This window comes from Sphingomonas kyungheensis (genome assembly GCF_037120395.1).
GTDB lineage: Bacteria > Pseudomonadota > Alphaproteobacteria > Sphingomonadales > Sphingomonadaceae > Sphingomonas > Sphingomonas kyungheensis.
The window spans coordinates 212,401-236,168 of record NZ_JBBBDM010000003.1; the positions used below are offsets into that span (position 1 = coordinate 212,401).

The window sequence follows — 23,768 nt, forward strand, 5'->3', positions numbered from 1 at the left end:
GCCGCGTCGCGCCTGTCGAGCGCGAAAACGGCCATTTTCGAAGCTTATAGCATGCTGATCAATAAGGTCAGGTTGAGCACGACGATGATCGCCGCGATCAGCCAGGCGAGTCCGCGCAGCCACAGCGGGCTGACGAAACGGCCCATCACCCGCGTTTGGCCGGTGAACAGCACCAGCGGCACGACGGCAAAGGGCAGCTGGAGGCTGAGCACCACCTGGCTCAGCACCAGCAGCCGCGTCGCGCCGCCTTCGCCGCTCGCGCCGACGACGATCACCGCCGGGATGATCGCCAGCAACCGCGTCACCAGTCGGCGCAGCCAGCTCGGCAGCCGGAGATGGAGGAACCCCTCCATCACGATCTGCCCGGCGAGCGTGCCGGTGATCGTCGAATTCTGTCCCGAGGCGAGCAGCGCGACGCCGAAGACGATGCTCGCCGCGCCGACGCCCATCATCGGCGCGAGCAGGCGATAGGCTTCGTCGATCTCGGCGATCTCGGTGCGGCCGGCGGTATGGAAGACCGCGGCGGCGACGATCAGGATCGCGGCGTTGATGAAGAAGGCGAGGCCGAGCGCGATCGTGCTGTCGATCGTCGCCATCTTCGCCGCATCCGCCTTGCCCGCGTCGCTGCGCTCGAATGCACGCGTCTGCACGAGCGAGGAATGGAGGTAGAGGTTGTGCGGCATCACCGTCGCGCCGAGGATGCCGATCGCGAGGTACAGTTTCGCCGGATCGGTGATGATCCCGGGTGACGGCACCAGCCCGGCGAGCATGCCGCCGACGTCGGGTCTGGCGTGGAACAGCTCGAAGGCGAAGCAGCCGGCGATGATCAGCAGCAAGGCGACGATGAACGCTTCCAGCTTGCGGAAGCCGAAGCGTTGCAGCGCGAGGATCAGGAAGACGTCGGCGGCGGTGACAATCACGCCCCACACCAAGGGAATGCCGAACAGCAGTTGCAGCGCGATCGCGGTGCCGAGCACCTCGGCCAGGTCGCAGGCGATGATCGCGATCTCGGCGAGCAGCCAGAGCAGCAGCGCCACCGGCTTGCTGTAATAGGCCCGGCACGCCTGCGCGAGATCGAGCCCCGCGGCGATGCCGAGCCGCGCCGACAGCGCCTGCAAGACGATCGCCATCAGATTGGAGAGCAGGATAACCGACAGCAGCGTATAACCGAACGCCGAGCCGCCGGCGATGTCGGTCGCCCAATTGCCCGGGTCCATATAGCCGACCGCGACGAGGAAGCCCGGCCCCATGAACGCCCCGAGCCGCCGCCAGCCCGCACCACCGCTCGGCACCGCGACGCTGCGATGGCTGCCGGACAGCGACACGGCGGGGGCAGAGGCGGGTGGCGTCATGGCGCCGGTGTGTGGCGGAAGCCGCGGGCGGCGGCAAGCGGCCTGTCGCGCTCCCGGTTCAATCCATCTTATCAAACACCTGCCCGATCAGACCGGCGACGCGTCGACATCCGGTCCAGCGCCGTAATGATGCCAGGTGAAGATGGCGAGCGCGCCGCGATGCGGCCGCCACGCCTCGGCGAGGTCGCGCGTCAGTTTCTCCGACGGGCGCGCTTCGTGGCCGAGCAGCCGGCCGACCTCGATCTGCACCGCCAGGTCGCCCGCCGGCCAGATATCCGGCCGCCCCTCGGCGAACAGCAGGTAGATCTCCGCCGACCAGCGCCCGATACCCTTGACGCGGACGAGCTGCGCGATCGCCGCCTCATCATCCTCGGGCAAATGGGCGAGGTCGAGCCGGCCGCTCGTCACCTCCTCGGCGAGGCTGCGGACATAGCTCGCCTTCTGCCGCGACAGGCCGGCGGCGCGCAGCGTCTCGTCGCTCGCGGCGAGAATGGTGTGCGGATCGCCCGGATCACCGACCAGAGATTCGAGCTTGCGATAGACTGCAGCGGCGGAGGCGACGCTGACCTGTTGCCCCAGGATCGTCCGCAACAGCGTCGCATAGCCGCGCTCGCGTACCCGCGGCGGCGGGTAACCGACCCGGGCAAGGCCGCTGGCGAAGGCCGGCTCGACCGCGGCAAGTGCATCCATCGCCGTGCGAATCTGTTCGGCGGTCAGGCCCATGCGGATACCCACGCGGCTTGATCCCGGCGCACCGGCACGGCATGGCCGCGACTGCCATCATCGGAGACTGTCATGCCCAAGCTTATCGTCGTTACGCGCGAGGGGGAAGAACGTGAGATCATGGGCGAAACCGGCCTGTCGGTGATGGAGGTGATCCGCGACGCCGGCATCGACGAGCTGCTCGCGCTATGCGGCGGCTGCTGCAGCTGCGCCACCTGCCACGTCCACGTCGACCCCGCCTTCACCGACAAGCTGCCCGCGATGGGCCCCGACGAGGACGATCTGCTCGATTCGAGCGACGAGCGCGACGCCACCTCGCGCCTGTCGTGCCAAATCCAGATGACGCCCGCGCTCGACGGCCTCAAGGTCACCATCGCCGCAGAGGATTGAGCGGACGGCGCTTCCCGGCGTCGCTCAGCGGGGGAAAAGTTCGCCCCGTAGATCGACCACGCCGGCGCAGGCCGGGGTTCAGGTGGGAGCGCATCGTAAATGATCGCTAGTGTTACACGACTGGACCCCGGCCTGCGCCGGGGTGGTTTGGCTTGCTGGATGGAATTGCGGAGAGGCGAATGGCCATTCGCCAATCAGCGTCTGCTTTGCTGAGGCAGCATCCAGTTTCAACAGTGCCCCCGCGCCGGCGGAAGCCCAGTGTTTCTCTGCGCCGCCGATAGTTGCTCTGCTTGGCCACCGGATTCCCGCCCGCGCGGGAATACTGGAAGACGAGCAGCTTGGACCATGCTCGCGACCGTCCACCGTCAATACAACGGCGATCAGCTCTTAGCGCGCCGCCACCGCATAAAGCGCAATCGCCGCCGCGTTCGACACGTTGAGGCTCTCCACCTTGCCGCTGATCGGCAGCTTGGCGAGCTCGTCGCAATGCGCCTCGGTATTCTGGCGCATGCCTTCGCCCTCGGCGCCGAGCACGATGCAGATCCGCTGCGACCCCATCGCCTGCCCCAAAGTCTGGTCGGCATGGCCGGTGAGCCCGATCCGCCAGAAGCCCGCCTCGGCGATCTCCTCGAGCGCGCGGGCGAGGTTGACGACGCGCACCCACGGCACCGTTTCGAGCGCGCCCGACGCCGAGCGGGCGACCGTACCGCTCTCGGGCGGGGCGTGGCGGTCCTGCGTGACGATGCCGAGCGCATCGAACGCCGCGGCCGAGCGCAGGATCGCGCCGACATTGTGCGGATCGGTGACCTGGTCGAGCACCACCAGCGGACGCTGGTCGTCCTTGCCGTCGATCAGCAGGTCCTGCAGCCAGATGTCGTCGAGCGGCTCGACCTCGGCGACGAGGCCCTGATGCGGCGCGTCGGACGGCACCAGCCGGCCGAGATCGGCGACATCGGCATAGACCACCGGCAGCGACGCCGGAATGTCGAGCGAGCCGAGCGCCTCGCGCGTCCCCCACAATTTGCGTACCACCCGGTTGGGATTGGCGAGTGCCGCGGTGACCGGATGCCGGCCCCAGAATTTGGGGCGGTTGGCGGTGCCCGTCGACGGGCGATGGCCACGCCGCGCCATCAGCGCAGCGCTCCGGTGGGGCGGAGAAGGGCAGGGGCGGTCGGCATGAACATGATGCCGCTGCTGCTAGGCGGGCCGGGCGGTTCGCGCAAGCGCGTGACGGTTCGGTGAAAAACCGCCGCAACCGCGTTGACAGCCGCGCTGCGCTTCGCCAATAGGCCGCCTCGCTTCAGCGAAGCGGCCCATCTGGACAGGTGGCCGAGTGGTTAAAGGCAGCAGACTGTAAATCTGCCCGTGCAAGCGTACGCTGGTTCGAATCCAGCCCTGTCCACCACCTCCCCGCTCCGGCGGGGAGGTCCCGCACCAGCCGCTCCTGCCGCGCTGACGGTCCCCGCCGATCCCGTCGAGATACGTCATCGACGCCCGTCGCTGGCGGCGCTGGCGCCCCCCCATGGGCGGCAATCGTCTTTATCTAATTGAATCTGGACGCGTAACGACAGGAACGTAGACGGATTCCGAGCGGTTGGGGCGGTCTTGCGAAGGGAGACCAGCATGACCGACCGACGCGATGATGCGCCGCCCACCACTAAGAAGCACGGCAATGCCGCCGACGCCACCGCCTCGCTGATCGACGGCAAGGGCAGTTCCGTCGTTGGCCGATCGGTGACGATCAACCGCCCGGCGAGCGAGCTGTTCGCCTATTTCCGTGATTTCACCAATCTACCGCACTTCATGGAAAATATCGTCTCGATCACCGTCACCGATCCCAAGGTGTCGCATTGGGTGGTCAAGGCGCCGGCCGGCGCGACGATGGAATGGGATGCGCGCATCACCCAGGAAGAGCCCGACCGGCTGATCGCCTGGACCTCGCAGCCCGGCGCCGACATCGCCAATTCGGGCCGCATCGAGTTCCGGGATGCCGGTGCGCGCGGCACCGTGGTGACCGCGACGATCGCCTACGACCCGCCCGGCGGCACGATCGGCAAGCTGATCGCCAAGATGTTCCAGCGCGAGCCGGCCATCCAGGCGCGCCGCGACCTGCGCCGCTTCAAGCAGCTGATGGAGACCGGAGAGGTCGCCACCCCGGCGATGAACCCCAAGCAATATGAGGAGATGGGGCTGTGAAAGCACTCGCCTGGCACGGTAAGCACGACGTCCGCATCGACACCGTCGACGATCCCGAGATCGTCAACCCGCGCGATTGCATCATCAAGGTGACGTCGACCGCGATCTGCGGCTCCGACCTTCATCTCTACGACGGCTATATACCGACGATGCAGGCCGGAGACATCCTCGGCCACGAATTCATGGGCGAAGTGGTCGAGGTCGGGCCGAAGTCGACGCTCAAGAAGGGCCAGCGCGTCGTCGTGCCCTTCACCATTGCCTGCGGCAGTTGCTACCATTGCAACAAGCATCAATATTCCGCCTGCCCCAACGGCCTGCCGGCGGACAATCAGGATATCGCGCAGGAGCTGTACGGGCACGAAATGTCGGGCCTGTTCGGTTATAGTCATATGACCGGCGGCTATGCCGGCGGCCAGGCGGAATATGTCCGCGTGCCGTTCAGCGACGTCGGCCCGATCGTCATCCCCGACGGCGTCGACGACGACAAGGTGCTGTTCCTCTCCGACATCCTGCCGACCGGCTGGCAGGCGGCGGAATATGCGCAGATCGAGCCGGGCGATACCGTCGCGGTCTGGGGTTGCGGCCCGGTCGGGCTGTTCGCCGTCCAGTCGGCGTTCCTGATGGGCGCCGAACGCGTCATCGCGATAGACCATTTCCCGCACCGGCTCGAACTCGCCAAGAAATTCGGTGCCGAGACGATCAACTTCGAGGAAAGCGCCACCTATGAGGCGCTGATGGAGATGACCGGCGGCATCGGTCCCGATGCGGTGATCGACGCGGTCGGGCTCGAGGCGCACGGCATGTTCGTCGACAACATCATCGATCAGATCAAGGCGTCGACCTTCCTCGGCACCGATCGCCCGCATTCGATCCGTCAGGCGATCATCGCCTGCCGCAAGGGCGGCCGGGTCTCGATGCCGGCGGTCTATGGCGGCTTCGTCGACAAATTCCCGCTCGGCGCGTTCATGGAAAAGGGGCTGACGCTCAAGACCGGGCAGACACACGTCCAGCATTACATGCCGGCGCTGCTCAATGCGATCATGGAGGACAAGATCGATACCGAGTTCCTCATCTCGCATCGCATGCCGCTGACCGATGCGCCCAAGGGCTATGACCTGTTCAAGAACCACCAGAACGAGACGACCAAGATCGTGCTCAAGCCCGGCATGGCGGGTTGAGCGTCACCCCAATAGCGAAGGACACGCAGATGGCTGAACGTTTCGCGATCATCACCGGCGCCTCGACCGGCATCGGCTTCGAACTGGCGTCGCTCGCGGCGCGCAACGGTTATGACATCCTCGTCGTCGCCGACGAGCCGCTGATCGAGGCGGCGGCGGCCGACTTCCGCCAATATGGCCATGGCGTCGACGCGCTGGAGGCCGATCTGTCGTCGCCGGAGGGGGTCGACAAGTTGCTCGCCGCGACCAACGGGCGGACGATCGACCTGCTGTGCGCCAATGCCGGCCGCGGCCTCGGCCACGCCTTTCTCGACCAGGCGGTCGACGACTGGCGCGCCGTGGTGGAGACCAACATCACCGGCACCGCCTATCTGCTCCAGAAGGTGCTCAAGGACATGGTCGCGCGCAACGACGGCAAGGTGCTCGTCACCGGGTCGATCGCGGGCTATATTCCGGGCGCGTTCCAGGCGGTGTACAACGGCACCAAGGCGTTCATCGACAGTTTCGTCGCGGCCTTGCAGAATGAGATCAAGGATGCCGACGGCGTCACCATTACCAACTTGATGCCGGGACCGACCGACACTGAATTCTTCGCGCGCGGCGACATGCTCGACACCGACGTCGGCACCGATCCCCACAAGGACGATCCCGCCAAGGTCGCCGCCGACGGCTGGGACGCACTGATGGACGGCAAGGCGGCGGTGGTGTCAGGCTGGAAGAACAAGCTGCAATCGGCGGTGGCGAACGTCACGCCCAATGCCGTGCTCGCGGAACAGCATCGCAAGATGGCGGAACCGGGTACCGCGGACGATTGAGGCACCGGGGTGCCGCGCGATGGGCGTGGCACCCTTTTGGGGCCAGTTGGAGAATACTTCCGCTCACCTCACCCGTACTCGCGCGACAGTGGGAGCCAAGTGTCTCTTCGAAGCTGCCAGTCGGCGTTCTGCTTGGTCGGCATATTGCCGCCTCCGCCAGATGTCTGCGAAAGTCCTGGCGTCGCCCAGGATGCGCCATCACCCCGGACGTGTTCCGGGGTCCACCGTGCCGCGAAACCACCGCCTTACGCTATTGCGGGAGCAGTGGATGCCGGACGAAGTCGGCTCACGGGAATCGCCGCATGCCCCACCGACAGGGCACAACGCACGACCAAAGGGGGAATGGAGCGGGTAACGGGAATCGAACCCGTGTATTCAGCTTGGAAGGCTGCTGCACTACCATTGTGCTATACCCGCAAACCCGCGCTGAACCGCGGTTTTCCGACCCCCCGGTCCGGCCGTTCCAACATCGCGGATGCTGGCGTTCCGACAGGGGGTGCCGCGCATCTACCGAACCGCAGATGATCGCGCAAGCATCCCGATAGGCGCGGCTCGGTGTGGTTCATGGCTTGCTTACCCTTGCTCGGCTAGGGGAAGGCGATGCAAGCCGCCCCACCGACCGATGCCTCGCGCCCAGCCTCCGCGGTCGGCCATGGCGTCGGCATCGCCGGGCTGGTCGGCCTCGCCCTGTGGCTGACGATCGCGCTCGCGACCGGCATGGACGGTCCCTATGCCGCGCTGGTCGCGCTCATCGCCTGCGCGCTGCCGATGGTCGGCTGGTCGCTCGCGATTGACAAGGTCCACCGGCGTCACAGTACCGGGATCGACTGGCATCACCCGCGTCCCGCCGCCGAGACGCGCGACGTCAGCCTCACCAAGCTCGCCGGGCTCTACGTCACCTGGGGGGCAATCGCGCTGCTCTACGGCATCGGCCGCTTCTACTGGGACCGCAATTACGGTTTCGCGATGTGGTGCTTCGGCCATGCGATGCCGGTCGTCGCGCTTCTCGCCGTCCCCTATCTGCTGTGGCTCGACCGCTATCTGGTCGATCCGCGCGATGGCGCCTGGCACGTCGGCGCCTGGCTGACCGGCCAGCCCGGGGTCGAGCGGCAGGCGATCTACGGCCATATGCGCAGCTGGGCGGTCAAGGCCTTCTTCCTCGCCTTCATGCTCGCGGTGATCCCCGGCAATTGGGCGGGCTTCGTTCATACCGACTGGCGGCGCCTCGGCGATCCGGTGGCGCTGACGCAATGGCTGATCGCGCTGATGTTCGTCGTCGACGTCGCCTTCGCCACCGTCGGCTATGTGCTGACGCTGCGCCCGCTCGACGCGCATATCCGCAGCGCCAATCCCTATGCCGCGGCGTGGACGGCGGCGCTGATCTGCTATCCGCCGTTCCAGCTGATGGAGGAGGGCGGACCGCTCGATTATCATCCCGGCACGCAGGACTGGTCGGCGTGGTTCGCCGGCCATCCGCTGCTGCTCGCCGCCTGGGGCGCGATCCTCGTCGCGCTGACCGCGCTCTATGCCTGGGCGACGGTGGCCTTCGGACTGCGCTTCTCCAACCTGACGCATCGCGGCATCCTGACGCACGGCCCCTATGCCTGGTCGCGCCACCCCGCCTATCTCGCCAAGAACCTGTTCTGGTGGCTGTCGACGCTGCCGCTGCTGACCACCGGCAGCCTGATCGACGCGGTGCGCGCGACCGCGCTGATGGGCATCGTCAGCGGCATCTATTACTGGCGCGCGCGGACCGAGGAGCGGCATCTCGGCCGCGACCCCGTCTACCGCGCCTACAGCCGGTGGATGACGCGGCACGGCGCGGTGCCGCGCTTCCTGCGCTGGCTGGTCGCGCACTGAGCCTCGGCTCAGCCTGCCGGCCGCTCCTTCGCCCACAGCGCATCGACGCGCTTCTGATTGCCGCCGGTTTCGCGCAGCCGCAGGTCGAGCAGCGTCACTTCCCGGCCCCGGATGCCGCGGCCGTGCGTCTGCCAGACGATGTCGTAGATCGCCTGCCGCGTCGTCGGCCGGTCGTCGGTGAAATAGGTGTAGCGGATCAGCACCGGCAGCCGCCCGGTTTCATTGTCGGCGCCGCCGTCCGTCGCCTTGCGCAGCGCGGAGTCGAACCAGTCGGCGTCGATCGTCTGCGTCACCGAATCCTGCGGTGCGACGCCGAGCGCGGTCGGGAAGGTGACGCGGATGTCGCCTAGCGGATGCGCTTCCTCGCGGGTCAGCAGGATCGTGCGCTTCTTGGCGTCGACCGTGCCGCGCAGCAGGAAGCGGGTCTTGTCGCGCGTCGCGCTCGCCTGTTCGATCGCCTTGTCGGCGGCGGCCTCGCGCCGTTCCTGCCAGTTGGTGTAGAGCGTCAACGCGGCGATCACCACGCCCGCCACCGCCACCAGCTCGGCGAGCGTGATCCAGCGGCGACGGGTCTGCGCCTGATCGCGCGATTCGCTCATCGTCCGCCCGCCTCCAGCAGCCCGCGCGGTGCGGCGAGCTCCCAGCTGTGCGCGATCCGGTCCTCGATCAGCGCCCAGTCGGCATCGTCGGCGAGCGACATCGTCGCCCAGCCGCCGTCGTCGCCGCGCACCTCGACGCCGTCGCCGCGCAGCCGCGCGAAGGGCGTGTCGGCGACGGTGAAGGTCGGCGCACCGTCCTCGTCGCGCTCCGCCGCCTCGGGCAACAGCATGGCGAGGTCGCGGACGCGGGTGAGGGCTGACGTCATCGGCTGACGAACTCCTTGAGGACTTGCGGATACAGGCGGTGTTCGGCGACCAGCACCCGCGCGGCGAGCGTGTCGGGCGTGTCGCCGGGGAGGATCGGCACCTCGGCCTGGCCGAGCAGCGGGCCAGCGTCGAGCTCCTCGGTGACGAGGTGGACCGAACAGCCGGCGACCGCGTCGCCATGGGCGATCGCGCGCGCATGCGTGTCGAGCCCCCTGTACAGGGGCAGCAGCGACGGATGGACGTTGACGATCCGGTCGCGCCAGCGCGCGACGAAATCGGCGGAGACCAGCCGCATATAGCCGGCGAGCGCGATCACCTCGCACCCCGCCGCGCGCAACGCGGCGTCGAGCTCCGCCTCATAGGCGGCCTTGCCGATCCCCTTGGGTGACAGCGCGAAGGTGGCGATGCCGCGCGCCCGCGCCCAGTCCAGCCCCGGCGCATCGGGCTTGTCGGAGGCGACCAGCGCGACGGGGATCCCCGCCTCGACCAGCGCCATCATGTTCGAGCCCCGGCCCGAGATCAGGATGCCGACCGCCTTCATCGACGGTCAGCCATGATCGTGCGTCGCGGTCCAGTCGTGGCGCGCGCTCCACGTCTCGGTCGAGCCGCGCACCGTGCAGCCGCGCTTACCCGCCTCGACTTGGCCGATCCGGTGGACCGTCTCGCCCGCCGCGCCGAGCGCCGCGGCGACCCGGTCGGCGTCGTCGGCGGCGACGACCACCGCCATGCCGATGCCGCAGTTGAAGGTGCGCGCCATCTCCTCGGGCTCGATCGCGCCCTGCGCCTGGAGGAAAGCCATCAGCCGCGACTGCTCCCAGGCGTCGGCGTCTACCACTGCATGTGTGCCCTCGGGCAGGACGCGCGGGATATTCTCGAGCAGCCCGCCGCCGGTGATATGGGCGAGGCCCTTGATCGCCCCCTCGCGCAGCAGCGGCAGCAGGCTCGCGACATAGATGCGTGTCGGCGCCATCAGCAGGTCGATCAGCAGCCGGTCGGCGTCGAACAGCGCCGGCCGGTCGAGCTTCCAGCCGCGATCCGCGGCGAGCCGGCGGACCAGCGAGAAACCGTTGGAATGGACGCCCGACGAGGCGAGGCCGAGGATGACGTCGCCCGCCGCGATCGTCTGGCCGGTGAGCACGCGGTCGCGCTCGACCGCGCCGACGCAGAAGCCGGCGAGGTCATAGTCGCCCGGCGCGTACATGCCCGGCATCTCCGCCGTCTCGCCGCCGATCAGCGCGCAGCCTGCCCGCCGGCAGCCCTCCGCGATCGACGCGACGACGCGTTCGGCGATGCCGGTGTCGAGCTTGGCGGTGGCGTAATAGTCGAGGAAGAACAGCGGCTCGGCGCCCTGGACGATCAGGTCGTTGGCGCACATCGCGACGAGGTCGACGCCGACGCCCTCATGCCGGTCCCATTCGATCGCGAGCTTGAGCTTGGTGCCGACGCCGTCATTGGCGGCGACGAGCAGCGGATCGGAGAAGCCCGCCGCCTTGAGGTCGAACAAGCCGCCGAAGCCGCCGAGCTCGGCATCCGCACCCGGCCGCCGCGTCGCCTTGGCGAGCGGCCCGATCGCGCGGACCAGCGCGTTGCCCGCGGCGATCGATACGCCGGCATCGGCATAGGTGTAGGACTGGTCGGACGGGGAGGGCGGCTGGCTCATCCGGCCAGCCTGCTAAGATTTTCGCCCCGCGCTGGCAACAAGGATCGGTAGCGGCGACCGGTGCGCCGGGCGCGGGCGGCGGGGGCAGGGCGCATATCGCGCTTGGCATCGCCCGCCCGCTTCGCCAAAAGGCCTGCACCATGCGCATGCCATCCCTGTTTCCCTCGCTCGCCGGGGCGACGCTGCTGCTCGCCGCGGGCGCCTATGCGCAGATCGAAGGCGGCCGCGGCGTCACCCCGGTCGACAGTTCGGGCGATTTCGAGGTCGGCGGCGTCAGCGTCGACGTCGCCGCCAAGACCGCGGAGGGCGCACGGCTCGGCGGCTGGCGGCTCGCCCAGCGCAAGGCGTGGGTGCAGCTGTCGAAGCGGCTCGGCGGCGACGGCGCTTTGGTCTCCGACGCCACGCTCGACCAGCTCGTCTCGGGCATCGTCGTCGAGAATGAGCAGATCGGCCCGACGCGTTACGTCGCGCGGCTCGGCGTGCTGTTCAACCGCGGCCGTGCGGCGGGGCTGCTCGGCATCAGCGCCTATGCCGACCGCTCGCGGCCGATGCTGCTCGTGCCGCTGCAGGTGTCGGGCGGGGTCGAGACGGTGTTCGAGCAGCGCAACGACTGGCAGGAGGCCTGGGCGCGTTTCCGCACCGGCAACAGCGCAATCGATTATGTCCGCCCCTCGGGGACCGGCGCCGATTCGCTGCTGCTCAACGCCGGCCAGATCGCGCGGCCGGGACGCGGCTGGTGGCGGCAGGTGATCGACCAATATGGCGCGAGCGACATCCTCATCCCGGTCGTCCGCCTCTATCGCAGCTATCCGGGCGGGCCGATCATCGGCGTGTTCCAGGCACGCCACGGTCCCGACAATCAGTTGATCGGCAGCTTCACGCTGCGCGTCGGCAGCGCGGCGGGCCTGCCGCGGCTGCTCGACGCCGGGGTGACACGGATGGACGGCCTGTTCCAGCAGGCGTTGCGCGGCGGTGCGCTCGGGCTCGACCCGACGCTGTCGCCGCCGCCCGCGCCCGAGCCGGTGGTCGATCCGAACGACAGCGACGACGCGGCGGGCGGCGAGACGCTTGCCGAGATCGTCGGCGACACCGGCGCCGCGGATGCGGGCATTCCGCTCACCATCCAGTTCGACACGCCGGGCGCGAGTGCGGTCGCCAATACCGAAGGGCTGGTGCGCGGCATCGCCGGGGTGCGCTCGGCGAGTACCACCAGCCTCGCGCTCGGCGGCCTGTCGCTGATGCGCGTCGTCTATGACGGCGATCCCGAGGCGCTGCGCCGCGCGCTCGAGGTCCGCGGCTTCCAGGTGACCGGATCGGGGCAGACGCTGCGCATCCGCCGCGCGCCGCAGCTGCTGCCGTCGAACCTGCCCGCCGATCCCAACCCGGCCGGCTGACCCGATGACGCAGCAACTGGCGTTGCCGCTGGGCTGGCCCGCGGATCCGAACGACGATGCCTTCCTCGTCACGCCGAGCAACGTGCGCGCGGCGCGGACGCTGGAGGATTGGGCGAGCTGGCCGGTCAGGGCGGCGGTGCTGACCGGCCCGCGCAAATCGGGGCGCAGCCTGCTCGCGCGCATCTTCGCCGCGAAGAGCCAGGGCCGGATCATCGACGATGCCGAAACGATGCCCGAGGCGCAGATCTTCCACGCCTGGAACCAGGCGCAGGCGGAGAACCGCCCGCTCGTCATCGTGGCCGACGCGCTGCCGCCGAGCTGGTCGGTGCGGCTGCCCGACCTGCGCTCGCGCCTGGCCGCCAGCCCGCATGCCGCGATCGGCGCGCCCGACGACGAGCTGATCGCGGTGCTGCTCGCCCATCTCTTCCACCGGCGCGGGCTCGATGCGCGTCCGGATCTGGTGCAATGGCTGAGTACGCGGATCGAGCGCAGCCATATCGTCGTCCAGCGCGTCGTCGATGCGCTCGATCAGGAGGTGCTCGGTAGCCACCGCCGCCTGTCGATCCCGCTGGCACGCACCGTTCTCACCGCGGCAGGGATCGTCACGCAACCGCAACCGTTGCTGCCTATGACCGAACCATGACACGCCCGATCCACCTCTCGCATCTCGCCGCCCCCGACGACGATCCCTTCGTCCCGGAGGTCAACGACCGCTATTTCAACCGCGAGCTGTCGTGGCTGGCGTTCAACCGGCGCGTGCTGGAGGAGGCGTGCAATCCGGCGCATCCGCTGCTCGAACGGCTGCGCTTCCTGTCGATCTCGGGCAACAATCTCGACGAATTCTTCATGGTCCGCGTCGCCGGCCTCAAGGGGCAGCAGCTCAAGGATGTCGACCGCCGCTCGTCCGACGGCCTGACGCCGGGGCAGCAGCTCGCCGCGATCACGCGCGAGGCGGATGCGCTGATGGCGAGCCAGCAGGCGGTGTGGGGCGACCTGCGCACCCTGCTCGACGAGGCTGGGCTGCACGTGCTGCGCCGCGACGAGGTCGACGCCGAGGATGCCGAATGGCTCGAGGCGCATTTCCGCGAGCAGATCTTCCCGATCCTGACGCCGCAGGCGCTCGATCCCGCCCACCCCTTTCCCTTCATCCCCAACAAGGGGCTGTCGGTGATGTTCGACGTCGTCCGCGATTCGGACGGCGAGCCGGTGCGCGAACTGGTGATGATCCCGGCGAGCGCGCCGCGCTTCGTCCGCCTGCCGGGCGAGCCGGCGCGCTACGTCTCGATCGAGGCGTTGCTCAAGCGGTTCGCGCCGGTGATCTTCCCGGGCTATACGCTGGTCGGCGCCGCCGCCTTCCGCGTGCTGCGCGACAGCGATATCGAGATCGACGAGGAGGCGGAGGATCTCGTCCGCTATTTCGCCAATGCGATCAAGCGCCGCCGCCGCGGCCGCGTCATCCGGCTCGAGCTGGAGACGGGCATGCCCGACGCGCTCGCCAAGGTGCTGCGCCACGAACTGGGCGGCGCCGACGCGACGATCACCGAGAGCGGCAATCTGCTCAGCATCGGCGATCTCGACGCGGTGATCGACGAGGATCGGCCCGACCTCAAGTTCCTGCCCTTCGTGCCGCGCTTCCCCGAGCGGATCCGCGAATTCGGCGGCGACTGCTTCGCGGCGATCCGCGCCAAGGACATCATCGTCCATCATCCCTATGAGACGTTCGACGTCGTCCTCGCCTTCCTCAAACAGGCGGCGCAGGACCCGGACGTGATCGCGATCAAGCAGACGCTGTATCGCGCCGGCAAACAGCCCGCGGTGATCAATGCGCTGATCGCCGCCGCCGAATCGGGCAAGTCGGTGACCGCGGTGGTCGAGCTGCGCGCGCGCTTCGACGAGGAACAGAATATCCTCTGGGCAAGCGCGCTCGAACGCGCCGGCGTGCAGGTCGTCTACGGCTTCCTCGAATGGAAGACGCATGCCAAGGTCTCGATGGTGGTACGGCGCGAGAACGGCCAGTTCCGCACCTATTGCCACTTCGGCACCGGCAATTACCACCCGGTGACCGCGCGCATCTACACCGACCTCAGCTTCTTCACCGCCGACCCGCGGATGGGGCGCGATGCCGCGCAGATGTTCAATTACGTCACCGGCTATGTCGAGCCGACCGACATCGTCAAACTCAGCCTGTCGCCGCGCGATCTGCGCCAGAAGCTGCTGCAGCTGATCGACGTCGAGATCGCCAATGCGCGCGCCGGCAAGGTCGGCGCGGTCTGGGCGAAGATGAACAGCCTGGTCGATCCGGTGATCATCGACAAATTGTACGAGGCGAGCGGCGCCGGGGTCGAGATCGACCTCATCATCCGCGGCATCTGCTGCCTGCGCCCCGGCGTGCCGGGCATGTCGGAGCATATCCGCGTCAAGTCGATCATCGGCCGCTTCCTCGAACACAGCCGCATCTTCTGCTTCGGCAACGGCGCGGCACTGCCCAATGACGGTGCCAAGGTGTTCATCTCCTCGGCGGACTGGATGCCGCGCAACTTCGATCGCCGCGTCGAATATATGCTGCCGATCGAGAACCCGACGGTGCACGATCAGGTGCTCGACCAGGTGATGGTCGCCAATCTGATCGACACCGAGCAGAGCTGGGAGCTCGGCCCCGACGGTCGCTACGTGCGCGAGACGCCGGGGGAGAAGCCGTTCAACCTCCATCGCTACTTCATGACCAATCCGTCGCTGTCCGGTCGCGGCGCGGCGCTCGCCGAAAGCAATGCGGTGCCGACGCTGGCGCTGCGGCGGCGGCGATGATCCGCGGCGGCGTGGCCGGGGTGCGGAGCGGCGGTGAGCCGGGGCGGCGACGTCCCGCCGCCTGATGGCCCGCATCCCCTTCCTCACCACCCTGCGCGAGCGGGGCGTGTCTGAACAGCCGGCCGTGCCGCTCGTTGAGCCGGTCATGGCAGAGACGTTCCCCCGCACCGGCATCATCGACATCGGCTCCAATTCGGTGCGCCTCGTCGTCTACCAGGGTCATCCGCGCATCCCGGCGACGCTGTTCAACGAAAAGGTGATGGCCGGCCTCGGCCGCAGCCTCGCCGCGACCGGCACGATCGACGCCGACAGCATGGCGCTGGCGATGGGCGCGCTCGGCCGGTTCGCGATGGTCGCGCGCGAGATGGACGCGCCGCTGCGCACCGTCGCCACCGCCGCGGTGCGCGACGCTAGCAACGGCCCCGCCTTCATCGCCGCGGCGGGTGCGCTCGGCCTCACCGTCGACGTGCTGACGGGCGAACAGGAGGCGACCGCCGCGGGAATGGGCGTGCTGTCGGCGATTCCCGAGGCGGACGGCGTCGTCGGCGATCTTGGCGGGGGCAGCCTCGAACTCGTCCGCGTCGTCGCCGGCACGGTCACCGACCGCATCTCCTTCCCGCTCGGCGTGCTGCGCATCGCCGCGCTGCGCGAAGGGCGCGGCCCGGCGTTCGACCGCCACGTCACGAGGCTGATCCGCGAGGCCGGCTGGACCGGGCGGGGCAGGGGCCTGCCGCTCTATATGGTCGGCGGATCGTGGCGCGCGCTGGCGCGGCTCGACATGAGCCTGACGCATTATCCGCTGCCGATCATCCACGGCTATACGCTCGCGCCCGAGACGGTCGGCCGGCTCGGCCGCAGCATCGCGCATCTGTCGCGGACGCGGCTGCGCAGCGTGCCGGGCATGTCGGCGGTGCGGGCCGGCCAGCTCGGCGATGCGACCGCGCTGCTCGCGGTGGTGATGCGCGAACTCGGTTCGGCGAGCGCCGTCGCCTCGACCTTCGGGCTGCGCGAGGGGCTGCTCTATGCCGCGCTCGATCCGCAGACGCGCGCGCTCGATCCGCTGATCGTCGGCGCGCGCGAGGAAGGGCGGCTGCTCGGCCGCTTCGCCGAACATGGCGATCTGCTCGCCGGCTGGATCGCGCCGCTCTTTCCCGGCGAAGGGCCGGAGCTCGCCCGCATCCGCCACGCCGCCTGCCTGCTCGCCGACACCGGCTGGCGCGCCAATCCCGAATTCCGCGACGAACGCGGCTTCGAGGTCGCGCTGCACGGCAATTGGGTGGCGATCGACGCGCCCGAGCGCGCCATGCTCGCGCAGGCGCTGCACACCAGCCTTGGCGGCAGCACCACGCCGCATCCGCTGCTCGCCGGCCTCGCCAATGTCGGACAGATTGCGCTGGCGATCGACTGGGGGCTGGCGATCCGGCTCGGGCAGCGGTTCAGCGCCGGGCTCGCCGGCCCGCTGCAACGCGCGACTTTGGGGCTCGAACCGGGGCACGTGCTGCTGTCGCTCGGCGAGGCGGACCGGCCGCTCTATTCGGAGACGGTCGAGCGCCGCCATGCCGCGCTGGCGACCGGGCTGAAGCGCAAGCCGCGCGTGGTGTTCGGCCAAGCGCTGGTGGGGCCAACTCTGCGCACATGAGGGAAATGTCTGCGCGACCGCTGAGGTGCGTTTCGGCCACCCGTCACCGTTCGCGCTGAGCCTGTCGAAGCGCTGCCATCCCCCGAGCGGAGCGCTAGTCGGTCCGTCCCGCCCCGAGGCGACCGCATCGCGACACATCGATCGACCGCACTCTGGAAGCCCGCCCTTCGACAGGCTCAGGGCTAACGGATGACTCTATGCGGGATGAGCGAGACCTCGGCTCAGCGCCATCGCCGGCCAGCCCCGCCCCCGCGGATCACCCGCAGCGCAACCCGCTGATCAGCCCGCCGTCGTCGAGCAGGATCGTCAGCCGGTCCGGCCGGAGATCCTGCGTCACCATGTCGCCCGGCCGGACGATCCGCGACACCGCCGAATGCGTCGCATGTTCGATCTCGCCGCGCATCCGCTCGCGGTATTTCACCGCGGCGAAGTGCATCTTCGCCGCCTCGTCGACCACGCACGGCCCGCGCTCGGGCGGGGGCGGCGCCATCGTCGCGCAGGCCGCCGTCAGCATCGGCGCCAGCACCGGCGCCATCAGGATCATCCGCTTCATGCCGTCTCCTCCGTTCGCGTCATCTTGAGCTTGCCGCCGCGCACCGCGAAGCCGAGCCGCCCCTCGACCAGATCGAGCGCGTCGCGGCCGAACTGATCGAACCGCCAGCCCTCCAGCATCGGCAGGCCGGTGCGCACCCCCGCCGCCAAGGCCTCCAGCTCGTCCGACCGCGCCAGCAGCCGCGAGGCGACGTCGATGTCGCGCGAGCGGATCTTGAGCAGCAGCTTGAGCAGGTCGGCGACCAGCGCGCCCTCCTTGCCCAGCCCCGGCTTGCGGTCGTCGCGCGGCGGCAGCTCGTCGCCCGACAGCGGCTGCGCCGAATCGATCGCCGCCATCAGCCGGCCGCCGATGTCGTTCGACGCCCAGGTCGCCGACAGGCCGCGCACCTTGGCGAGATCGGCCTGTTTGCGCGGCGGATGGCCGGCGAGGTCGCCCAACGTCTCGTCCTTGACGATGCGTCCGCGCGGCAGGTCCTTCGACTGCGCCTCCAGTTCGCGCCAGCGCGCCAGCGCCTTGAGCCGCCCCAGCACGTCGGGCTTGCGGCCGGAGATGCGGACGCGCTTCCACGCCTGATCGGGGTCGTTGGCATAATTGGCGGGATCGGCGAGCCGCTCCATCTCCTGGTCGAGCCACACGCCGCGCCCGGTCTTGCGCAGCCGTTCGAGCATCCTGGGGAAGATATCGGCGAGGTGGGTCACGTCGCCGATCGCATATTCGATCTGCCGCGCGTCGAGCGGCCGCCGCGCCCAGTCGGTGAAGCGCGCGCCCTTGTCGACCTGGATGCCGAGCCAGCTGTCGACGAGGTTGGAATAGCCGATCTGCTCGCCTTGCCCCAGCGCCATCGCCGCGACTTGCGTGTCGAACAGCGGCTGCGGCGTCTTGCCGGTGAGATTGTAGATGATCTCGATATCCTGCCCGCCGGCGTGGACGACCTTGAGCACGTCCTGATTCTCGGTGAGCAGGTCGAGCAGCGGCGTCATGTCGAGCCCCGGCGCCATCGGATCGATCGCCGCCGCCTCGTTCACGTCGGCGATCTGGATCAGGCACAATTCGGGGTAATAGGTGCTCTCGCGCATGAATTCGGTGTCGACGGTGACGAAGTCGGCATTGGCGAGGCGGGCACACAGATTGGCGAGGGTCGCGCTGTCTGTAATCAACGGGTGGATATGCATGGCCTTGCCATAGCCACACGCGGCCGGGTTGACAAAGCCAAGTGAGACGGGGAAGCGCCACGCTTCACCCACATGCCCTTGCCGGCCGGAAGAAACGATCATGCACGCCTATCGCTCCCACACCTGCGCCGCGCTGTCCGCGAGCAACGTCGGCGAGACCGTCCGCCTGTCGGGCTGGGTCCATCGCAAGCGCGATCATGGCGGCGTGCTCTTCGTCGATCTGCGCGACCATTACGGCATCACCCAGATCGTCGCCGACAGCGATTCACCGGCGCTGCCGACGCTGGAATCGCTGCGCGTCGAATCGGTGGTGACGATCGACGGCCTGGTCAAGGCGCGGTCCGAGGCGACGCAGAACCCCAATCTCGCCACCGGCGCGATCGAGGTGTTCGCGCGCGCCGCGACGGTGCAGAGCCATGCGCAGGAGCTGCCGATGCCGGTCGCGGGCGATGCCGAATATCCCGAGGACATCCGCCTGCGCTATCGCTTCCTCGACCTGCGCCGGGAGCGGCTGCACCAGAATATCATGCTGCGCTCGAAGGTGATCTCCTCGATCCGCCAGCGGATGATCGGGCAGGGGTTCACCGAATTCCAGACGCCGATCCTCACGGCTTCGTCGCCGGAGGGGGCGCGCGACTATCTCGTCCCCAGCCGCGTCCATCCCGGCAAATTCTACGCGCTGCCGCAGGCGCCGCAGATGTTCAAGCAGCTGCTGATGGTCGCCGGCTTCGATCGCTATTTCCAGATCGCGCCCTGTTTCCGCGACGAGGATGCCCGCGCCGACCGCAGCCCCGGCGAATTCTACCAGCTCGACTTCGAGATGAGCTACGTCACGCAGGAGGACGTGTTCGCCGCGATCGAGCCGGTGCTGCACGGCGTCTTCGAGGAGTTCGCCGACTGGCAGGGCAAGGGGCGCAGCGTCTCGGCGCTGCCGTTCCGCCGCATTCCCTATCGGGAATCGATGCTGAAATACGGCAACGACAAGCCCGACCTGCGCAACCCGATCCTGATCAGCGACGTGTCCGATCAGTTCGTCGGCTCGGGCTTCGGCCGCTTCGCCTCGATCGTCGAGGGCGGCGACGTCGTCCGCGCCATCCCCGCGCCGGGCACCGCCGACAAGAGCCGCAAGTTCTTCGATGACATGAACGCCTGGGCGCAGTCCGAAGGCTTCGCCGGCCTCGGCTATGCGACGCGCAAGGGCGGCGAATGGGGCGGCCCGATCGCCAAGAACCACGGCGAGGACAAGATGAGCGCGATGGCCGATGCGCTCGGCCTCGGCCCCGACGACGGCCTGTTCTTCGCCGCCGGCAAGGAGGCGCAGGCCGCCAAGCTCGCCGGCCTCGCGCGCACCCGCGTCGGCGAGAGCCTTGGCCTGATCGATCAGAACCGCTTCGAATTCTGCTGGATCGTCGATTTCCCGATGTTCGAATATGACGAGGACAACAAGAAGATCGACTTCAGCCACAATCCCTTCTCGATGCCGCAGGGCGAGATGGACGCGCTGGAAACCAAGGACCCGCTCGACATCCTCGCCTATCAATATGACATCGTCTGCAACGGCGTCGAACTGTCGAGCGGGGCGATCCGCAACCATCGTCCGGAGATCATGTACAAGGCGTTCGAGATCGCCGGCTATTCGCAGGCCGAGGTCGACACCAACTTCGCCGGCATGATCAACGCCTTCAAGTTCGGTGCGCCGCCGCACGGCGGCTCGGCGCCGGGTATCGACCGCATCGTCATGCTGCTCGCCGACGAACCCAATATCCGCGAGGTGATCGTCTTCCCGATGACGCAGAAGGCCGAGGACCTGATGATGGGCGCGCCCAATTTCGCGACGCCCAAGCAGCTCAAGGAACTCAACCTGCGCATCGCGCCGCAGGCAGGAGTCGCCGCGACCGACGTCGACAAGTCGGTCGCCCCGAAGGCGGGCTGATCCGCCGTCGCCGGGCCGTCGCGACGGCCCGGCGGCGTGACTGAACCTTTTCCGGATTTTCGGGATGTCGCCATCCCCCGATCCGATGGGCGCGCCGAGCGACGCCACCGCCGATGCGCTGAGCGTCGCTTTCCTCGGCGAAGCGCGCACCTACGGCGCCACGTTGCGCTCGCGCTTTTAAAGATGAGGGCGATACTGGCGCGGATCCGTCCCGCCCTGCCGGCGGATGATGCGTAATCTCAAATCGATAGACCAGGCTGATCGATGCTGGCGGACATTGCAGGCTCGTTCCTGCAGACCGATACTATAATTGGATTTACCATTTATTAATGTAATTCGCTTCTTCGGACCCCGAACATTGCTGAGGGGGACCAGAATTGCGCAAATTAGGATATCTGCTGGCGGCAGTCGGCTGCGTCGGAACGATCGGCCAGGCGCAGGCGCAGGGCCTGCGCGCGATCGCGCCGGCGACCAAGAACGACAAGGCCGACGCGGACAAACAGCCGATCGCGGAAAACAGCACCGACCTGATCGTCACGGCGACGCGGCGATCGCAACGCCAGTCGACCGTGCCGATCGCGGTCAGCGCCTATGACACGGTGACGCTGAGCCGCACCGGCGCGACCGACATCCGTCAGGTCACGCAGCTCGCGCCGTCGCTGATCGTCTCGTCGACCGATTCCGAGGTGAGCGCCACCGCGCGGCTGCGCGGGATCGGCACCGTCGGTCAGAATGCCGGTATCGAAAGCTCGGTCGCGGTGTTCATCGACGGCGTCTACCGCAACCGCGCCGGCATCGGCCTCAATGACATCGGCGAAATCGACCGGATCGAGATCCTGCGCGGGCCGCAGGGCACCCTGTCGGGGCGCAATTCGTCGGCGGGCTCGATCAGCATCTACACCAAATATCCCGAATTCACCTTCGGCGGCTATGGCGAGGCGAGCTACGGCAATTACAATGCGCTGCGCCTCGCCGGCTCGGTCACCGGTCCGCTGATCAAGGACACGCTCGCCTTCCGCATCGACGGTGCGACCACCCGGCGCGACGGCTTCAACCATGACGTGGTCAACGATATCGACTTCAACAATCGCCGCCGCGCCTTCGTCCGCGGCCAGCTGTTCTACAAACCGCAGGACGATCTCTCGCTGCGCGTGATCGGCGACTATACGCTGCGCCGGGAGCGGTGCTGCAGCACCGTCTATCTCGATACGCGCGAGAAATACGACCCGACGCCGGGTCGGCCGGGTGACGTCGCCTTCGCTCCGGAGAACCGCATCGTCAAGCTGATGGGAGACATGGGCGCGGTGCTGCCGAGCAACGGCGATCCCTATAACCGCCTCTCCGCCATCTCGCGTGGTCAGGCCTATACCAACATCGTCAAGGATTACGGCGTCTCGTCGCGGATCGGCTGGACGATGGGGGCGGTGCAGCTCGTATCGATCGACGCCTATCGCGAATATAAGGCCGGCACTGCCGGGGATTTCGACTTCGGCAGCCTCAATCTCGTCAATTACGACAAGGAGGCGACGCGCCAGTTCCACACCTTCTCGCACGAGACGCGGGTGAGCGGCGCGGCATTGGGCAACCGGCTCGACTGGCTGCTCGGCGGCTATTACGCGCACGAGCGGCTGAACCTGTCCGACTCGCTGCGCTACGGGTCCGACTATGGTGCCTTCGCCGCGTGCAGCATGCTCGCCGCCTTCGATCCCAGCGGCGCGTTCCGCGATCCTGCCGCGCCCGCCTGCCTCAAGCCGATGGTCCACGACCTCGCCGTGGCCGCGGTCGGGCCGACGCTGATGGGCGGGCTCGACCGGCTGACGCTGCTGCACGATACGTCCAACGTCCATGACGTCTACCGGCAGACGAGCGACAACTTCGCCGTCTTCACGCACGATATCTATCGCCTCACCGATACGCTGAGCGTCACCGGCGGCCTGCGCTATACCAACGAACGCAAGACGATGCGCGCCGCCTTCGACAGCGGCAATACGATCTGCGGCGCGCAGCAGACCGCTCTGGCCGGCCTTTTGACCGACCCCAATCCGCAGATGCGTCAGGCGGCGATGATCATCATCCGGCAAAGCTGCCCGGGCAATTCGACCTCCGCCTACAATGGGACCCGGATCAGCGATTCGATGCGGGAGGGCCGGTTGAGCGGCACCGCGGTACTGTCCTGGCAGGCCCGGCCGAGCACGCTCTTCTATGCCTCCTACGCGCATGGCTATAAGGCGGGCGGATATAATCTGACCCGCGCCGGCTTCGCCGACAATGCGTTCGTCACGGCGCCGGCGGTGGCCAGCAGCCTGCGCTTCGATCCGGAGACGGTGCGGGCGATCGAGGTCGGCGCCAAGTACAATGCGCCGGCCTTCAATGCGAGCATCGCGGCTTTCCGGTCGGATTTCAGCAGCTTCCAGCTCAACACCTTTAACGGGGCGGCGCTGGTCGTGCAGAATATCGGCGCCTGTCGCGATTCGCTGCACGGTGCCGACAGCGGCGGGCGGTGCACCGGAGACGTCGGCGCCGGCGTCGTGACCCGCGGGTTCGAGGTCGAGGCCGGTGTCTATCCCGTCAGGGATGTCACCTTCCGCGTCGGCTATAGCTATGCGCGGGCGCGCTATGGCCACAATCTGGTCGGCAATGCGCAGGGCGCGCCGCTGAGCACCAGCCTGTTCCTGCTGCCGGGCAATCAGATGTCCAACGCGCCGACCCATGTCGTCACCGAGTCCCTGGCCTGGACGCCGGCCCTCGGCCGCAGCGGCCTGTCGGGGCTGTTCTACGTCGATAGCCGCCTGTCGAGCGACTATTCCACCGGCTCCGATCTGATGGCGGAGAAGCAGCAGCCGGCCTATGTCCTGGTCAATGCGCGCATCGGCCTGCGCGGCCGCGACGAGCGCTGGGCGGTCGAATTCTGGAGCCAGAACCTGCTCGACAGCCATTATGCGCAGATCGCGGTGGCCGCCTATCTGCAGGGGAATGGCAGCCTGTCGCAGGTCCAGCGGTTCGGATACCCACGCTACGCCGTCGGCAACGCGCTGACCGTCGGCGTGCCCGGCGAACCGCGCACCTATGGGCTGACCGTGCGCTCCCGGTTCTGACCCCGGCGACGGGGTGGCGCCGGAGGCCCGGCGCCACCTCTTCGCCCCCGTTCGACGGCCGCGGCATCACGCGGTCGAGGCCGCGAAACTTTAAACCGTCTTATTTCCGGGATATGGTATCGTTCGGCCAATATCCC

Annotated in this window: 20 protein-coding genes and 2 tRNA genes; 12 read left to right on the plus strand and 10 right to left on the minus strand. The window is 68.2% G+C overall.

What is annotated here, in order from left to right:
- Window positions 1–44 precede the first annotated feature (44 nt).
- Both V8201_RS08785 and V8201_RS08790 read right to left on the minus strand, forming a co-directional pair.
- Window positions 45–1,352, minus strand: coding sequence for an Nramp family divalent metal transporter (locus V8201_RS08785; protein ID WP_037536619.1), 1,308 nt, complete (start codon window positions 1,350–1,352; stop codon window positions 45–47).
- Between the two features lie 87 nt (window positions 1,353–1,439).
- The gene (locus V8201_RS08790) at window positions 1,440–2,075 is read right to left on the minus strand and encodes a DNA-3-methyladenine glycosylase family protein (RefSeq protein ID WP_037536617.1); all 636 of its coding nucleotides are present in this window, start codon (window positions 2,073–2,075) and stop codon (window positions 1,440–1,442) included.
- Window positions 2,076–2,147: 72 nt separating this feature from the next.
- Here V8201_RS08790 and V8201_RS08795 point away from each other — a divergent pair, with 72 nt between their 5' ends.
- The gene (locus V8201_RS08795) at window positions 2,148–2,465 is read left to right on the plus strand and encodes a 2Fe-2S iron-sulfur cluster-binding protein (protein ID WP_037536615.1); all 318 of its coding nucleotides are present in this window, start codon (window positions 2,148–2,150) and stop codon (window positions 2,463–2,465) included.
- A gap of 387 nt (window positions 2,466–2,852) precedes the next feature.
- Here the strand turns inward: V8201_RS08795 and rlmB are convergent, their stop codons facing one another.
- Complete coding sequence (gene rlmB / locus V8201_RS08800) at window positions 2,853–3,596, minus strand: 23S rRNA (guanosine(2251)-2'-O)-methyltransferase RlmB (RefSeq protein ID WP_037536613.1); 744 nt, start codon at window positions 3,594–3,596, stop codon at window positions 2,853–2,855.
- 188 nt (window positions 3,597–3,784) lie between these two features.
- Between rlmB and V8201_RS08805 the strand changes: the two genes are divergently transcribed.
- The 4 genes from V8201_RS08805 (at window position 3,785) to V8201_RS08820 (ending at window position 6,654) form a co-directional block, all read left to right on the plus strand.
- Window positions 3,785–3,870: transfer RNA gene (locus V8201_RS08805), tRNA-Tyr, on the plus strand.
- A 218-nt stretch (window positions 3,871–4,088) separates the two neighbouring features.
- On the plus strand, window positions 4,089–4,661 hold the full coding sequence (locus V8201_RS08810; protein ID WP_336545049.1) for an SRPBCC family protein: 573 nt from the start codon (window positions 4,089–4,091) through the stop codon (window positions 4,659–4,661).
- Window positions 4,658–5,839 (plus strand): zinc-dependent alcohol dehydrogenase, encoded by a 1,182-nt coding sequence (locus tag V8201_RS08815; RefSeq protein ID WP_336545050.1) that lies wholly within the window; start codon window positions 4,658–4,660, stop codon window positions 5,837–5,839. Before V8201_RS08810 ends, V8201_RS08815 begins: the two co-directional genes overlap by 4 nt.
- Before the next feature lie 29 nt (window positions 5,840–5,868).
- Entirely contained in the window at window positions 5,869–6,654 is a 786-nt protein-coding gene (locus V8201_RS08820) for an SDR family NAD(P)-dependent oxidoreductase (RefSeq protein ID WP_336545051.1), read from the plus strand.
- Window positions 6,655–6,997: 343 nt separating this feature from the next.
- On the opposite strand, the gene V8201_RS08825 is transcribed toward V8201_RS08820, so the two are convergent.
- A tRNA-Gly gene (locus V8201_RS08825) sits at window positions 6,998–7,071 on the minus strand.
- Window positions 7,072–7,254: 183 nt separating this feature from the next.
- Here V8201_RS08825 and V8201_RS08830 point away from each other — a divergent pair.
- Window positions 7,255–8,514, plus strand: coding sequence for a methyltransferase family protein (locus V8201_RS08830; RefSeq protein ID WP_336545052.1), 1,260 nt, complete (start codon window positions 7,255–7,257; stop codon window positions 8,512–8,514).
- Between the two features lie 8 nt (window positions 8,515–8,522).
- Here the strand turns inward: V8201_RS08830 and V8201_RS08835 are convergent, their stop codons facing one another.
- Genes V8201_RS08835 through purM form a run of 4 tightly spaced genes read right to left on the minus strand, consistent with a single transcriptional unit; the run spans window position 8,523 to window position 11,040 of the window.
- On the minus strand, window positions 8,523–9,113 hold the full coding sequence (locus tag V8201_RS08835) for a hypothetical protein (RefSeq protein ID WP_336545053.1): 591 nt from the start codon (window positions 9,111–9,113) through the stop codon (window positions 8,523–8,525).
- Complete coding sequence (locus V8201_RS08840) at window positions 9,110–9,379, minus strand: MmcQ/YjbR family DNA-binding protein (protein WP_336545054.1); 270 nt, start codon at window positions 9,377–9,379, stop codon at window positions 9,110–9,112. The genes V8201_RS08835 and V8201_RS08840 overlap by 4 nt, the downstream gene beginning before the upstream one ends.
- Window positions 9,376–9,921, minus strand: coding sequence for a phosphoribosylglycinamide formyltransferase (gene purN, locus V8201_RS08845; RefSeq protein WP_271298746.1), 546 nt, complete (start codon window positions 9,919–9,921; stop codon window positions 9,376–9,378). Before purN ends, V8201_RS08840 begins: the two co-directional genes overlap by 4 nt.
- Window positions 9,922–9,927: 6 nt before the next feature.
- The gene (gene purM / locus V8201_RS08850; RefSeq protein WP_336545055.1) at window positions 9,928–11,040 is read right to left on the minus strand and encodes a phosphoribosylformylglycinamidine cyclo-ligase; all 1,113 of its coding nucleotides are present in this window, start codon (window positions 11,038–11,040) and stop codon (window positions 9,928–9,930) included.
- 140 nt (window positions 11,041–11,180) lie between these two features.
- On the opposite strand from purM, the gene V8201_RS08855 reads away from it, so the two are divergent.
- The 4 genes from V8201_RS08855 (at window position 11,181) to V8201_RS08870 (ending at window position 16,878) form a co-directional block, all read left to right on the plus strand.
- On the plus strand, window positions 11,181–12,434 hold the full coding sequence (locus V8201_RS08855) for a heavy-metal-associated domain-containing protein (RefSeq protein WP_336545056.1): 1,254 nt from the start codon (window positions 11,181–11,183) through the stop codon (window positions 12,432–12,434).
- Between the two features lie 4 nt (window positions 12,435–12,438).
- A complete protein-coding gene (locus V8201_RS08860) occupies window positions 12,439–13,077 on the plus strand; it encodes an HdaA/DnaA family protein (RefSeq protein WP_037536594.1) in 639 nt (212 codons plus the stop codon).
- The gene (locus tag V8201_RS08865; RefSeq protein ID WP_037536593.1) at window positions 13,074–15,239 is read left to right on the plus strand and encodes an RNA degradosome polyphosphate kinase; all 2,166 of its coding nucleotides are present in this window, start codon (window positions 13,074–13,076) and stop codon (window positions 15,237–15,239) included. The genes V8201_RS08860 and V8201_RS08865 overlap by 4 nt, the downstream gene beginning before the upstream one ends.
- Before the next feature lie 145 nt (window positions 15,240–15,384).
- Window positions 15,385–16,878: a Ppx/GppA phosphatase family protein gene (locus V8201_RS08870; RefSeq protein ID WP_037536748.1), complete on the plus strand. Its 1,494-nt coding sequence runs from the start codon at window positions 15,385–15,387 to the stop codon at window positions 16,876–16,878.
- 256 nt (window positions 16,879–17,134) lie between these two features.
- Here the strand turns inward: V8201_RS08870 and V8201_RS08875 are convergent, their stop codons facing one another.
- Complete coding sequence (locus tag V8201_RS08875) at window positions 17,135–17,431, minus strand: I78 family peptidase inhibitor (RefSeq protein ID WP_336545057.1); 297 nt, start codon at window positions 17,429–17,431, stop codon at window positions 17,135–17,137.
- Complete coding sequence (gene rnd / locus V8201_RS08880; RefSeq protein WP_037536590.1) at window positions 17,428–18,603, minus strand: ribonuclease D; 1,176 nt, start codon at window positions 18,601–18,603, stop codon at window positions 17,428–17,430. Before rnd ends, V8201_RS08875 begins: the two co-directional genes overlap by 4 nt.
- 100 nt (window positions 18,604–18,703) lie before the next feature.
- Between rnd and aspS the strand changes: the two genes are divergently transcribed.
- Entirely contained in the window at window positions 18,704–20,536 is a 1,833-nt protein-coding gene (gene aspS / locus V8201_RS08885) for an aspartate--tRNA ligase (protein ID WP_336545058.1), read from the plus strand.
- 377 nt (window positions 20,537–20,913) lie between these two features.
- Entirely contained in the window at window positions 20,914–23,631 is a 2,718-nt protein-coding gene (locus tag V8201_RS08890) for a TonB-dependent receptor (protein ID WP_336545059.1), read from the plus strand.
- Window positions 23,632–23,768 lie beyond the last annotated feature (137 nt).